The organism is Streptomyces sp. NPDC002870, assembly GCF_042888505.1.
In the GTDB taxonomy this organism is placed as follows: Bacteria; Actinomycetota; Actinomycetes; order Streptomycetales; family Streptomycetaceae; genus Streptomyces.
In genome coordinates, this window is sequence record NZ_JBIAPW010000022.1 from 51243 (window position 1) to 65115 (window position 13873).

The 13873-nt window shown below is 69.3% G+C and carries 10 protein-coding genes; 9 read left to right on the forward strand and 1 reads right to left on the reverse strand.

The window, feature by feature from the left end; translation table 11 throughout:
• Window positions 1-9 precede the first annotated feature (9 nt).
• Window positions 10-1842 (reverse strand): hypothetical protein, encoded by a 1833-nt coding sequence (locus ACFYWY_RS24655; protein WP_389190185.1) that lies wholly within the window; start codon window positions 1840-1842, stop codon window positions 10-12.
• Between the two features lie 283 nt (window positions 1843-2125).
• Here ACFYWY_RS24655 and rplU point away from each other — a divergent pair, with 283 nt between their 5' ends.
• The 9 genes from rplU (at window position 2126) to ACFYWY_RS24700 (ending at window position 13864) form a co-directional block, all read left to right on the forward strand.
• On the forward strand, window positions 2126-2446 hold the full coding sequence (gene rplU / locus ACFYWY_RS24660) for a 50S ribosomal protein L21 (protein ID WP_223774625.1): 321 nt from the start codon (window positions 2126-2128) through the stop codon (window positions 2444-2446).
• A 14-nt stretch (window positions 2447-2460) separates the two neighbouring features.
• Window positions 2461-2715 (forward strand): 50S ribosomal protein L27, encoded by a 255-nt coding sequence (gene rpmA / locus ACFYWY_RS24665; protein ID WP_307663554.1) that lies wholly within the window; start codon window positions 2461-2463, stop codon window positions 2713-2715.
• Window positions 2716-2847: 132 nt separating this feature from the next.
• Window positions 2848-4284 (forward strand): GTPase ObgE, encoded by a 1437-nt coding sequence (obgE, locus tag ACFYWY_RS24670; protein ID WP_389190186.1) that lies wholly within the window; start codon window positions 2848-2850, stop codon window positions 4282-4284.
• Window positions 4285-4525: 241 nt separating this feature from the next.
• The gene (locus tag ACFYWY_RS24675) at window positions 4526-6547 is read left to right on the forward strand and encodes a glycosyltransferase family 4 protein (protein ID WP_389190187.1); all 2022 of its coding nucleotides are present in this window, start codon (window positions 4526-4528) and stop codon (window positions 6545-6547) included.
• A 245-nt stretch (window positions 6548-6792) separates the two neighbouring features.
• On the forward strand, window positions 6793-8292 hold the full coding sequence (locus ACFYWY_RS24680) for an SDR family NAD(P)-dependent oxidoreductase (RefSeq protein ID WP_389190188.1): 1500 nt from the start codon (window positions 6793-6795) through the stop codon (window positions 8290-8292).
• A gap of 164 nt (window positions 8293-8456) precedes the next feature.
• Entirely contained in the window at window positions 8457-10544 is a 2088-nt protein-coding gene (locus ACFYWY_RS24685) for a hypothetical protein (RefSeq protein WP_389190189.1), read from the forward strand.
• Between the two features lie 132 nt (window positions 10545-10676).
• Window positions 10677-11804 carry a glutamate 5-kinase gene (gene proB, locus ACFYWY_RS24690; protein WP_389190190.1) on the forward strand — a complete coding sequence of 376 codons (1128 nt, stop codon included), beginning with the start codon at window positions 10677-10679 and terminating at the stop codon, window positions 11802-11804.
• A 132-nt stretch (window positions 11805-11936) separates the two neighbouring features.
• Window positions 11937-12479 carry a hypothetical protein gene (locus ACFYWY_RS24695; protein WP_389190191.1) on the forward strand — a complete coding sequence of 181 codons (543 nt, stop codon included), beginning with the start codon at window positions 11937-11939 and terminating at the stop codon, window positions 12477-12479.
• Between the two features lie 101 nt (window positions 12480-12580).
• Window positions 12581-13864 (forward strand): glutamate-5-semialdehyde dehydrogenase, encoded by a 1284-nt coding sequence (locus tag ACFYWY_RS24700; RefSeq protein WP_389190192.1) that lies wholly within the window; start codon window positions 12581-12583, stop codon window positions 13862-13864.
• Window positions 13865-13873: the final 9 nt, after the last annotated feature.

Consider the following 13873-nt stretch of genomic DNA (forward strand, 5'->3'; position numbering starts at 1 on the left):
GCCGCCCGCTCAGCGGCGGTGCCGTTGGCTCCACGCCTTCCGCAGCTGGAGCGCGTAGAAGAGCGACGCCGCCGTGGGGACCAGCGTGCGATACCAGCCAACGTCCGGGGACCACCAGCCGTATACCGCCGCCGGGACCAGGATCGTCAGGGCCACGATCCGCAGCACCCACCAGCGCCGCGGGCGGGGGATCGGCAGGGCCGGAGTGCCCAGGTCCGTTGACATGGTGTCCCTGATGCCCTTGAACACCCCGCGGCGGGCCAGGAGTTGGGCATCGTCCAGCCCGGCCAGGATCTCGTCGCGCTCGCCGAAGCCGGCCGGGACCGGGGGCAGCCTGAGCGCGGTCACCAGCTCCGACTGGCGGCGGGCCGGGTCGTTCGTGCCGCGCAGCAGGGTGACCAGGGGGCGCGGGTCCGGCACCGGGAAGACGGCGGCGAGGGCCTGCGCGGTGGCCGTGGCCTCGGGGTGGCCGGTGACCGGGGCGGACGGGTCCCACAGATGGGACGCGACCGGCTTGCCCTTGAGGAAGAGGGTGAAGCCATAGCGGTCGGCGGTGCGCCGCAGGACCAGGGCGGGCCACTTCTCGCCGGTGGTGAAGTTGTCCGCGGCGGCCGTGAGCATCTCCTCGCCGGCCGCGAGGCTCGCGCGCCTGCCGGGCGACGGGTCGGGGACCAGCTCGACGTAGCTCATCCGGTACGGCGACGGGGTGGGCGCGATTCGCAGCGAGACGCCGCACATCAGTGCCGCCTCTGCGACCTCGTGCGGCGGGGCCGCGGCTATCGCGAGTGAGCGCGGCGCGGGGACGGAGGGCAGCGGTGTCGCCGGCGTCGCGGGCTGCGGCGGGCGGCCGAAGAACGGGGTCTGCGACGCGATCTGCATCCGTACGCCCAGGCGGAACTCCAGGAACTCCTTGCGGGCCTCGCCGACGTACCCCCAAGGGAAGCTGCGCGCATGCACGCCGATCGCCCGGAACACCTCCAGGGCCTCGGTCCAGCGCTCGGCGAAGATCAGCATCAGGGCCAGGTGATTGCGGAAGCCCGCGGCGTCGGGGTCGCCCGGCTCGTACCAGTCGGAGAGCTCAAGCGCGCGGGCGATCGCCGCATCGACCCGGGCGGGGTCGATCGGGCCGTCCTCGGTGGAGTCGTCGGAGACGACCTCGTACTCCACTGCGGCCATCAGCGGCAGCGCGTGCAGCTTCGAGCCGGGCAGCGCTCCTTCGGCGGCCTGCTCGGCGAAGGCGAACATCTCCTCGTGCGAGCCGTACCACTTGTCGCAGAGGTACTGCAGTGCTGTGGCGTGGCAGCCGTAGTGGTGCGGGGCCCTGGCCACGGCTTCGGTCCAGTAGGCGTCGAACACATGCCGGGGCGCCTGGATGCCGCGTGCGTGGGTGAGCGCGACCTCCCACGGCACCGGGTCGGTTGGGTTGAGCTCGGCCGCGGCGGCGATCACCGGAACCGCATCCTCGAGGAGCGTGAAGAAGGCCCGGAACTGGTCCTCGGACACATGCCTGGCGCGGTAGCCGGTACGTACCTCCCAGGCCTGCTGGATACAGAGGTCCGCCTTCACCAGCGCCGCGTCCGGGTCCTCGGGCGAAGCGGCCAGCCAGCCCTCCAGCCAGCCCGGGTTGTGCAGCGCGCACTCGGCGAGTTCGGAGACGTACACACTGCGGCGCTCCCACTGGGCGCCGAGCCGGGTCGTGGCCAGCAGCTCGCGGGCAGGGCCGGCGTCGCCGGTCGCGGCAGCGGTCAGCGCGGCCCGAAGGGCGGGGTCGGCGACGGCATCGACGGTGACGGTCTCGTCCGGCGGCAGGTCCGCGCCCACGGCAGAGCCGTGGCGGAGCATACGAGGCATCGTGATCAGGGAGCGCAGGGACACGAACGCACATTCAACAGGCCACGGCAGGCGTCCACCAGGGATTCACGGCGCGTACCCGGTTTGACCCCTCAAGCCGGGCCCCGTAACCTTGACCCTCGGTGTGTTTCCATGCACGCCCACCCCTGAGCAACTCCCTCCCGATGGTTCTGCCGGTCGGGAGAGGCCGCTCATCCTTCCGGATCGTCGCAGGCTTCGGCCTGTGCGAGCGGCTGGCATCAGGGGATCCGTTCCGAGCGAGAGTGAGATCCGCGTGTACGCCATCGTGCGCAGCGGTGGTCGTCAGCACAAGGTTGCTGTTGACGACATCGTTGAGGTTGACAAGATTCCCACTGCCAAGGTTGGCGACACGGTCGAGCTCTCGACCCTGCTCGTTGTCGACGGCGACGCCGTGACCAGCGACCCGTGGGTGCTGGCCGGTATCAAGGTCACGGCCGAGGTCGTGGACCACCACAAGGGCGCGAAGATCGACATCCTTCGCTACAAGAACAAGACCGGCTACCGCCGCCGCCAGGGTCACCGCCAGCAGTACACGGCGATCAAGGTCACCGGCATCCCCACGGCTGCGAAGTAAGGGACTGAGGAGACATGGCACACAAGAAGGGCGCATCGTCCACTCGGAACGGTCGCGACTCCAATGCTCAGCGGCTCGGCGTGAAGCGCTTCGGCGGTCAGGTCGTTCTCGCCGGTGAGATCCTGGTCCGCCAGCGCGGCACCCACTTCCACCCGGGTGCGGGCGTCGGTCGCGGTGGCGACGACACCCTGTTCGCGCTGCAGCCCGGCGCGGTGCAGTTCGGCACGCACCGTGGCCGCAAGGTCGTGAACATCGTTCCGGTCGCCTGATCGGATCTTTGCGAGGGCGGACCTCACTTCCCGTTCGGGAAGTGGGTCCGCCTTTCGCGTGTTGAAGCTAAGACATTTCGTATGTACTTCCCCAGCCTCCGGCCGGGGAGACCCCAATCTGGAGGCACAACCATGACCACCTTCGTGGACCGCGTCGAGCTGCATGTCGCCGCGGGTAGCGGAGGCCACGGCTGCGCCTCCGTTCACCGGGAGAAGTTCAAGCCGCTCGGCGGCCCCGACGGCGGCAACGGCGGCCGTGGCGGAGACGTCATCCTGGTCGTCGACCAGTCGGTGACGACGCTGCTCGAGTACCACCACAGCCCGCATCGCAAGGCGACCAACGGTCAGCCCGGCGCCGGCGACAACCGCTCCGGCAAGGACGGCCAGGACCTGGTCCTGCCGGTGCCCGACGGCACTGTCGTCCTCGACAAGCAGGGCAATGTGCTCGCCGACCTGGTCGGCCAGGGCACCACCTTCATCGCCGGCCAGGGTGGTCGGGGCGGCCTGGGCAACGCCGCGCTGGCCTCCGCGCGCCGCAAGGCGCCCGGCTTCGCACTGCTCGGTGAGCCGGGCGAGGCGCGTGACGTCGTCATGGAGCTCAAGACCGTCGCCGACGTGGCGCTGGTGGGATACCCGAGCGCCGGCAAGTCCTCGCTGATCTCGGTGCTCAGCGCGGCCAAGCCGAAGATCGCGGACTACCCGTTCACCACGCTTGTGCCGAACCTGGGCGTGGTCACCGCCGGGTCGACCGTCTACACCATCGCCGACGTCCCCGGCCTGATCCCGGGAGCCAGCCAGGGCAGGGGCCTCGGCCTGGAGTTCCTGCGCCATGTCGAGCGCTGCTCGGTGCTCGTGCACGTCCTGGACACCGCGACGCTGGAATCCGACCGCGACCCGGTCACCGACCTCGATGTCATCGAGGAGGAGCTGCGGCAGTACGGCGGCCTGGACGACCGCCCGCGCATCATCGTCCTCAACAAGATCGACATCCCGGACGGCCAGGACCTCGCGGACATGATCCGCCCGGATCTCGAGGCCCGCGGCTACCGCGTCTTCGAGGCGTCCGCCATCGCTCGTACGGGCCTGAAGGAGCTCTCCTTCGCGCTGGCCGAGATCATCGCGGCGGCTCGCGCGGCCAAGCCGGTCGAGGAGGCGACCCGAATCGTCATCCGCCCGAAGGCGGTGGACGACACGGGCTTCACGGTGGTGCAGGAGGAGGACGGGCTGTTCCGGGTGCGCGGCGAGAAGCCGGAGCGCTGGGTCCGCCAGACCGACTTCAGCAACGACGAGGCCGTCGGCTACCTCGCCGACCGCCTCAACCGCCTCGGTGTCGAGGACGAGCTGATGAAGGCCGGCGCCCGCGCGGGCGACGGCGTTGCCATCGGCCCCGAGGACAACGCGGTCGTCTTCGACTGGGAGCCGACGATGATGGCGGGCGCGGAGATGCTCGGCCGCCGAGGCGAGGACCACCGCCTGGAGGCACCGCGTCCGGCGGCGCAGCGGCGCAAGGACCGCGACGCGGAGCGGGACGAGGCGCAGCGGGAGTACGACGAGTTCGACCCGTTCTAGGACGGCGCCCGGCCGCGGGGTGGTGTCCGCGGTCGGCCGTGGTGTGGCGCAGGCCTCGGGGCGAGGCACAGTGTGAGTACGACGAGTTCGTCTCTTTCGTCCCGTTCCGTGTCCTCTGATCCGGTTAAATCCGCGGATCAGGGGCAACCTCCGGGGTCCCAGACCCGTCTGACTGGCGTGTGGCGTTACGGGGACTGCCCGTCCGCCTCCCGCGTCTCAGTCGAACGGAGCACCACGGCCGATGAAGATCTCCTTCCTCATCCATACCGTTTACGGTATTGGCGGGACGATCCGCACCACGCTCAACCTCGCAGAAGAGCTTGTGAACCGGCACGAGGTGGAGATCGTCTCGGTCTTCCGGCACCGGGACGTCCCGCTTTTCTCCATCGACCCGCGCATCACCGTCGTGCCCCTCGTCGACACCAGGCCGAACTCGCCGACGAACGAGCAGGAGCACCCCTTCCAGCTCCAGCCCGCGACGTTCTTCCCGCAGAACGAGGCGCGTTACAAGGAGTACAGCCGGCTCACCGACGACCGCGTCCGTGAGCACTACGCCGCCTGTGACGCGGACGTCGTCGTCGGCACCCGGCCCGGACTCGTCGCGTACGTCGCGCAGTTCGCCCCGCGCAGCGCGGTCCGCATCGGCCAGGAACACATGACGCACAACCACCACAAGGCCGCGCTGCGCGCCGAGATGTACGAGCATCTCGCCGCGATCGACGCCTTTGTGACGGTCTCCGAGGGTGACGCCAAGGTGTGGCGGGAGAAGATGCCGCTGCCCAGCACCCGGGTGCTGGCCATCCCCAACAGCGTTCCCGAGCCGCAGGTCGCCCCCAGTGACGGGACGGGCAACACCGTCGTCGCGGCCGGCCGGCTGGCGACGGAGAAGCAGTACAACGTCCTGATCGACGCCTTCGCCAAGGTCGCGGCCGTACGCCCGGACTGGGTGCTGCGCATCTACGGCGGCGGCGACCGGCGCCCCGCCCTCCGCGACCAGATCCTGAAGACGGGCCTCTACAACAAGGTCCACCTCATGGGGCCGCATTCACCCATCGAGCCCGAGTGGGCCAAGGGCGCCATCGCCGTCTCCACCTCGCGCCACGAGTCGTTCGGAATGACGCTCGTCGAGGCCATGCGCTGCGGTCTGCCGGTGATCTCCACAGACTGCGACTACGGACCGCGCGAGATCATCGACAACGGCGCGGACGGCGTCCTCGTCCCGGTCGGCGATGTGAAGGCGATCGTCGACGCGCTGCTCACACTGATCGACGACGAGGCGCTGCGGCGCCGGCTGGGCGCGGCCGCGCGGGCCAGCGCCCGCCGCTTCGACCCCTCTCAGGTCGTCAAGGAGTACGAGAACCTCTTCGAGGAGCTGGCCGGCGACACGTCACCGCGCGGTTCGGTGCCCGAGTTCGCGCCGGTGGCCGACTGTGTGGTGGCCGCGGACGGCGCGCTGGCCCTCACTCTGGTCAGCCCGCGCCCGTCGGCCGACGAGGCAGGGCTGCGCCTGATGTGCGTACGTACCGAGGGCAGCACCGAGGTCCGTACGTTCGCGTTCGGGCCGGACGGATCCGTCACGATCCCGGCCGGTGAGCAGCTCGGTGAGGGGGTGTGGGAACTCTTCGTCGAGATGGCGGCCACCGGTGCGCGCTCCCGGCTCGGCAGCCGCAATGTCGACCAGCGCGGCGCCATGCACGCGGCGGAGCGGCTGGTGCCGGGCGAGGCCGTCCGGAACCTCGTGCCCTACGCAGACAAGGCCAAGGGCACGCTCGTCCTGCGGTCCTGGGTCCGGCCGGTGCACGCGGAGGCCGCGGAGGTGCGGCTCGCAGGCAAGAAGGTCACGCTGTCGGGCCGCCTGATCGGCGCCACCCCGGCCGGTGACCCCGTGCTCGTGCTGCGCCGCCGCGGCAGGCCGGCGCGTGAACTGACCGTCACCGGGCGCTGGGAGGATGGGCAGGTCTTTCACTTCACCGTCCCCTGTGCTCAGCCGGCCGCGCACCAGGCCACCGCGCACGATGTGTGGGACGCCCTGCTCCGTTATGCGCCGGATGTCCAACCGGCGACAATCGGGCGGGTGCTGGACGACGTCGTCATGAAAAAGGACATCTACAACTATCCGTTGACCATTCTGCCCAAGAAGAGGAAGGGGAGCCTCCCCCGCGCTATCGCCAAGAACGTTCTCAGAAGGCCCAAGAAGAGAGTCCGTGTGCGTTTCTTCTACACGGGATCCAACGACCTCGCTCTCAACGTGGTTGATCTGTAGAGATTTCCTGCACGTGAATTCCGTGGATCGGCTCCTGGCGGCCTTTGCCTGTAGGAGTGATCGCCTCCGCTTCTTCATGTGGTCTCGGTCACCCGGTCAATCGTCGCGAGTGGCGGGATTAGCCTGGCCACAAGGCAAACGGCAGGTTGCGCCACGGTGTGGAGTGGAAGGCACCCACCTTGCGGGACGGTAACTGAGAGTGCAACCATCGCCCTGTTCCCCCGTCCCCGCAAGGTAGGTCGTCTGTGTCTGTGCAGCACATAGTCAAGCCCCGAACCACAGCAGTCGTGCTCGCCGGTGGCACCGGACAGCGCGTGGGTCTGTCGATCCCCAAGCAGCTGCTGAAGATCGCCGGCAAGGCTGTCATCGAGCACACGCTGACGATCTTCGAGCAGGCCGAGTCCATCGACGACGTGATTGTGCTGATGGCGCCGGGTTTTGTGCCCGACGTTGAGAAGATCATCGCGAAGGCCGGACTGACCAAGGTCACCAAGATCCTAGAGGGCGGCTCCACGCGCAACGAGACCACCGAGCGGGCCATCGCCGCGCTCGGGGAGGGGCTCGCCGAGGGGGAGGACCGTAATGTCCTCTTCCATGACGCTGTCCGTCCGCTTTTGTCACAGCGTGTGATCCAGGGGTGTGTTGACGCCCTTGAGCGCTACCAGGCCGTCGATGTCGCCATCCCGTCCGCGGACACGATCATCGTGACCCGCACCCACGGCGACGACGGCGAGTTCATCACCGACGTCCCGGACCGCTCGCGGCTGCGCCGTGGCCAGACGCCGCAGGCATTCAAGCTCTCCACCATCCGCAAGGCGTACGAGGTCGCGGCCGGCGACCCCAACTTCCAGGCCACGGACGACTGTTCCGTGGTGCTGAAGTATCTGCCGGACGTGCCGATATATGTCGTCGCGGGTGACGAGTACAACATGAAGGTGACCCAGCCGGTCGACGTCTTCATCGCCGACAAGCTCTTCCAGCTGGCCACCACAGCGTCTCCGCGCCAGGCGGACGAGGCGGCCTACCGCGAGTTGCTGGCGGGCCGGACGCTGGTCGTCTTCGGCGGCTCGTACGGCATCGGCGCGGACATCGCCACGCTGGCGAAGGAGTACGGCGCGAACGTCTACGCCCTGGGCCGCTCCACCACGGGCACACACGTGGAGAACCCGGAGCACGTCGACGACGCGCTCTCCATGGCGTACTCCGAGACGGGCCGGATCGACTACGTCATCAACACCGCGGGTGTGCTGCGCATCGGCAAGCTCGCGGAGACGGACAACACGGCGATCCAGGAGGCGTTGAACGTCAATTACCTGGCGCCGGTCCAGATTGCCCGCGCCTCGTACAAGTACCTGGCGGAGACCAAGGGGCAGCTGCTCCTCTATACCTCCTCCAGCTACACCCGTGGACGTGCCGAGTACAGCCTCTATTCGTCGACCAAGGCGGCCATGGTCAACCTCACCCAGGCCCTCTCCGACGAATGGGCGGCCGACGGAATCCGCGTCAACTGCGTGAATCCCGAGCGCACGGCTACCCCGATGCGCACCAAGGCCTTCGGTCAGGAGCCCACCGGTTCGCTGCTCTCCTCCGAGGCTGTGGCCAGGACCTCTCTGGACGTACTGCTCTCCGAACTGACCGGTCACGTCATCGACGTGCGACAGCAGGACCCGACCCGCGAGGCGAGCGAAGCATCGGGGTTCGAGCATGCACTGGCATCCCTCCTGGACCGTCAGGAAGACGTGTAATGTTCGGCAGCAATTAATTTTGTTGGGCCTCTGTGGTCGCCATAGCGCGCTCACGGAGGCCTGCATTCGTGAAGCTTATACTTCGCGTTTGCATCTAAATGTGGTAAACCGGCACCCCTTGGAGCAGGTTCTTCGTGATTTCGACCGCCATTCGCCTGGCCCGTGTGGGCAGTGGATCAGAATTGGTCGCCGCAGTCCTTCTGGGACTGGGCTATCCGTGCGCGCTGCTCGCCGCGCTGATCCCGAGTTTCTGGGGCTTCGTCGCGGCCGTTGTCGTGACCTATGCCACGGACTGGTACCTGCACCGGCGTGGCAGCTATCTCGTCAACAGGCTGAACAAGATCAAGTTCGCTCTGCCGATGCGCTTCCTGGTGCGTCAGCTGCTGCTGGTCCTGTTGCTGGCCCGGCTGAACATGGCGGAGCAGACTCTCTTCTACCTGGCGGTCGGCGGCTTCCTGTTCCTCTTCGGTCTCCAGGCCCCGCACGGCGCCCTGGCCACCCTGATCAAGCTGCGCCGCACCATGCCGGTGGTCACGCGCAACGTCGATCTCCACGGCCTGAAGATCCCGGACGCCCCGCCGCAGGCCCTGCTGCGCCGGTCCGCCGAGAAGCTGCTCCACCTGGACATCCCGGCCGTCGCGGGTGTGCTGATCGCCGTCCGGACGCACCAGAACGTCGTCGCCTACGTCGGCATCGGGCTCGCCGCCGGCCTGGCGGTGCTCTACACCGGTGCCCTCTTCCGGTACATCCGGCGGAACCAGCGCGTACCGACCGCGCCCCAGGTGCTCAAGGGCGTCGACCAGTGGCTGCGCGAGTACCGGCCGACCGTGGCCATGTACTTCTCCGGCTCCAAGGAGTCGGCGTACCAGGTGAAGATGTGGGTCGAGACGCTGGAGCAGTTGGAGGCCCGGCCGCTGATCATCCTCCGCGAGCGCTACATCGTGCCGCAGCTGGAGGCGACTTCGGTGCCGGTCATCTGTGTGCCCGGCGGCGTCCACCTGATGAACATGGATCTCTCCACGGTCCGGGTGACGCTGTATCCGGCCAACGTGGGCAAGAACATACACATGTTGCGCGTACCGACCATGAAGCATGTCTTCATCGGGCACGGCGACAGCGACAAGGTCGCCAGCGTCAACCCGTTCAGCAAGGTGTACGACGAGGTGTGGACGGCGGGCCGGGCCGGCCGTGACCGGTACGCCCTCGCCGACGTCGGCGTGCGCGACGAGGACATCGTCGAGGTCGGCCGCCCCCAGCTGGCCCCCATAGCCTCCTGGACCGGAGCCCCGAAGAACCCGATCCCGACCATCCTGTACGCCCCCACCTGGGAGGGCTGGGACGACAACCCCGGCAACACCTCCCTGCTGCTGGCCGGCGAGAACATCGTCAAGCGGCTGCTCGACGCGGATCAGCCGGTCCGGCTGATCTACAAGCCGCACCCCTTCACGGGCACCCGCAGCGCCAGGGCCAAGGCCGTTCACACGCGCATCATGGCGCTCGTCGAGAAGGCCGCCGCGGAGCGCGCCGCCGAGCCCCGATGGGCCCAGGAAGCGGCCGCGGCACAGGCCGACCAGGCCGCCGCACAGGCGACCCTGGCGCGGGCCGAGGCGCGACTGGCCGAGCTGTCCAAGCCCGGCCGGCCGGGCGGCGACGAGTCGGAGACATCGCGGGTCTCGCTCGCGGACCCGCAGCGCCTCGAAGAGATCAAGAGGCTGCGCGCGGAGTGGAACGAGGCGTACTGGCGCTCGTTCGGCTGGTGGCAGCACAGGACGGTGACCGGAACCGAGCCGCGTCTGTACGACTGCTTCAACGAGGCGGACGGCATGGTGTCCGACATCTCCAGCGTGGTCTCGGACTTCATCGCGAGCGGCAAGCCGTACGCCGTGACCGACTCGGCGGAGGTGGGCGCCGAGTTCAGGCGGCAGAACACCGCCGTACGGGCCGCGGTCATCCTCTCCAACAGCGCCGAGGAACTGGGGGAGTTGCTGGCGGCCGTCGCCGACCCGGCCGCGGACACCCTCGCCGAGGCGCGGCGCGAGCTCAAGAGGTATCTGCTCGGGCCAGACGAACCGACCTCCATCGAGCAGTTCAACGCCGCCGTCACGGCGCTGGCGGCCCGGTCCGAAGCACGCAACGCCGGGGCCGGTCAGCAGCTCCTCGAGCTGGACGGGGAGCTGGACGACGCGGGGGAGGACGCCGTCGGGGACTCCGAGACGGCGGTCACCGGACTGGACTCGCCGGTCGCCGGCTGACCTGTTGCGGGGCTTCATTGACGACCGGTCAGCCGCGCCGGTGTGGCGACCGGCCGCGACAGCCTGCGGCAGGCAGTCCAGCGAGTGAAATGGCCGAGCGCCCACCGCGCGCCCTGACATAGATTCGGCCCTGTGACAGTGGCAAGAGCGCAGGTAACGCAAGCTCGCAGGATCGTCGTCAAGGTCGGCTCGTCCTCCCTGACCACCGCGGCCGGCGGACTCGATGCCGACCGCGTCGACGCCCTCGTCGACGTGCTGGCCAAGGTCCGCAGCGGCGGCGAGAAGGAGATAGTGCTGGTCTCCTCCGGAGCCATCGCCGCGGGCCTCGCACCACTGGGCCTGGCCCGCCGCCCCAAGGACCTGGCCCGCCAGCAGGCCGCCGCCAGCGTAGGCCAGGGCCTCCTCGTCGCCCGCTACACCGCCTCCTTCGCGCGCTACGGCGTACGCGTCGGCCAGGTGCTCCTCACCACCGACGACACCAGCCGCCGCGCCCACTACCGCAACGCCTACCGGACCCTGGACCAGCTGCTCGACATGGGCGCCGTCCCCGTCGTCAACGAGAACGACACGGTGGCCACGGACGAGATCCGGTTCGGTGACAACGACCGGCTCGCCGCACTCGTCGCCCATCTCGTACGAGCCGATCTGCTGGTCCTCCTCTCGGACGTCGACGGCCTCTACGACGGAGACCCGGCCAAGCCCGGCACCTCGCGGATCGACGAGGTGCGCGGTCCTGCCGACATCGCCCACGTACAGATCGGCAGCGCCGGCAAGGCCGGCGTCGGCACCGGCGGCATGGTCACCAAGGTCGAGGCGGCAAGGATCGCGGCCGCCGCCGGCGTCCCCGTCGTCCTCACCTCCGCCAGCCGCGTTGCCGACGCCCTCGCGGGCCGCGCCACCGGCACGTACTTCCACAGCACGGGGCGCCGCTCCGCCGACCGGCTCCTCTGGCTCGCCCACGCCTCAACTCCGCAGGGCTCCCTGACCCTGGACGACGGCGCGGTACGGGCCGTCGTCCAGGGCAGGAAGTCGCTCCTGCCGGCCGGGATCGCGGGGGTAGAGGGCGAATTCAGCGCGGGGGACCCGGTCGAACTGCGCGACACCGAGGGCCACGCCGTGGCCCGCGGGCTCGTCAACTTCGACGCCAAGGAGATCCCGCAGCTCCTCGGCCGCTCCACCCGGGAACTGGCCCAGGAACTCGGCCCGGAATACGAGCGGGAAGTCGTACACAGGGACGATTTGGTCGTCCTCCACCCCTGAAACGGCTGAAAGTCCAGTCTTGTAGCAGAGACCTTCAGCAAAAGCGCCCCACGCTCCGCCCGGGACTGGTCAACTTTGTTGCTGAGGAATGGCGGGGTACAGCAACACGACACATGCAACAGGAGGCCGCCGGTGCGACGAGCGCGCCCAGGGGATGTGCCCCGTGGGACGGGGGGCGTCCCCCACGGCCGCAGGGCCGTGGGCGAGGAACGAGCCCTGACCAGTGTGGGAGCGGGAGCGGACTTCGACGACGGCCAAGCGGGTCAGGGCACGGACACGGCCACGGACACGGACTCTGCCCGGGAGACGGACACCCGCGGCGAAGAGCGCGTGCAGTCGAAGCTGTGGCACATCACTCTCAGCGTCTCCGGTGCGGAGGCCCCGCTGAAGGAGGTCCGGCGCGGTCTGGAGCAGCTCGCGCACGACCACCCCTTCCTGCTGACCAGCCGGTACGCCAACGACCACGCGGAGATCCGCTACTGGGAGGAGGCGCGGGACCTGCACGACGCCGCGGCGGTCGCGCTGCGGCTGTGGGGCGAGCACCGCTCCAGCGCCCGGCTGCCGCCGTGGAAGATCGTGGGCCTCGAGGTCATCGACCGGCAGACGTACCACCAGCGCATCGCGGAGGGCTACGGCCCGCCGCCGGCCGCCCCGGTGGGCGTCCACCCCTTCTGAACCCCGCCTCCGGGCCATCCTGCTGAACCCCGCGTCTCACTTCCGTCTCGTAGTGCGGAATACCTGATGGACGCCCGCGGGCAGGCCATTACCCTGCGGGTATGACCTCGCTCTCGCCGTACGACAACCTCTCCCCGGTCGCCAAGGCCGCCTACCGGGCCCGTGGCGCCGCCGCCGACCTCGCGCCGCTGCCGCGGTCGGCAAAGGACGACGCGCTGCTGGCGATCGCGGACGCGCTCGAGGTCCGTACGAGCGAGATCGTCGCGGCCAATGCCGAGGACATCGCGCGCGCCCGGGAAGCAGGCACCAGCGAGTCGATCATCGACCGGCTTACCCTGACCCCGGAGCGGGTGCGAGCCATCGCCGCCGATGTCCGGGACGTGGCCGCGCTGCCCGACCCGGTCGGCGAGGTGGTGCGCGGTTCGACCCTGCCCAACGGCATCGACCTGCGCCAGGTCCGCGTCCCCCTCGGCGTCGTGGGGATCATCTACGAAGCCCGGCCGAACGTCACCGTGGACGCCGCCGCCCTCTGTCTGAAGTCGGGCAACGCGGTGCTGCTGCGCGGCTCCTCCTCGGCGTACTCCTCCAACTCCGCGTTGGTGAAGGTCCTGCGGGACGCGGTCGGCGGCTCCGGCCTGCCCGCCGACGCGGTGCAGCTCGTACCCGGTGAAAGCCGCGAATCCGTACGGGAGTTGATGCGCGCCCGCGGGCTGGTGGACGTCCTCATCCCGCGGGGAGGCGCCTCCCTGATCCGTACGGTCGTCGAGGAGTCCATCGTCCCGGTCATCGAGACCGGCACCGGCAACTGCCATGTCTACGTGGACGCCCAGACCGATCTCGACATGGCCGTCGACATCCTGATCAACTCCAAGGCGCAGCGGCCGAGCGTCTGCAACGCGGCCGAGACGCTCCTGGTCCACCAGGACATCGCGGGCGAATTCCTGCCGCGCGCGCTGGACGCGCTGGCAGAGGCCGGGGTGAAGGTGCACGGCGACGAGCGGGTGCTGGAGTACGCCGACGCCACCAAGGCCACGATCGTGGCGGCCACGGCCGAGGACTGGGAGACGGAGTACCTGTCGTACGACATCGCCGCGGCGGTCGTCGACTCGCTGGACGCGGCCGTCGCGCACATCCGGCTCTGGTCCTCCGGGCACACCGAGGCGATCGTCACCACCTCGCAGGCGGCGGCCCGCCGGTTCACCCAGTTGGTCGATTCCACGACGGTCGCTGTGAACGCGTCCACGCGTTTCACGGACGGCGGCCAGTTCGGATTCGGCGCCGAGATCGGAATCTCCACGCAGAAGCTGCATGCGCGCGGCCCGATGGGGCTGCCGGAGCTGACCTCGACGAAGTACATCGTGACAGGAGACGGTCACACCCGGTGATCGTCAAGG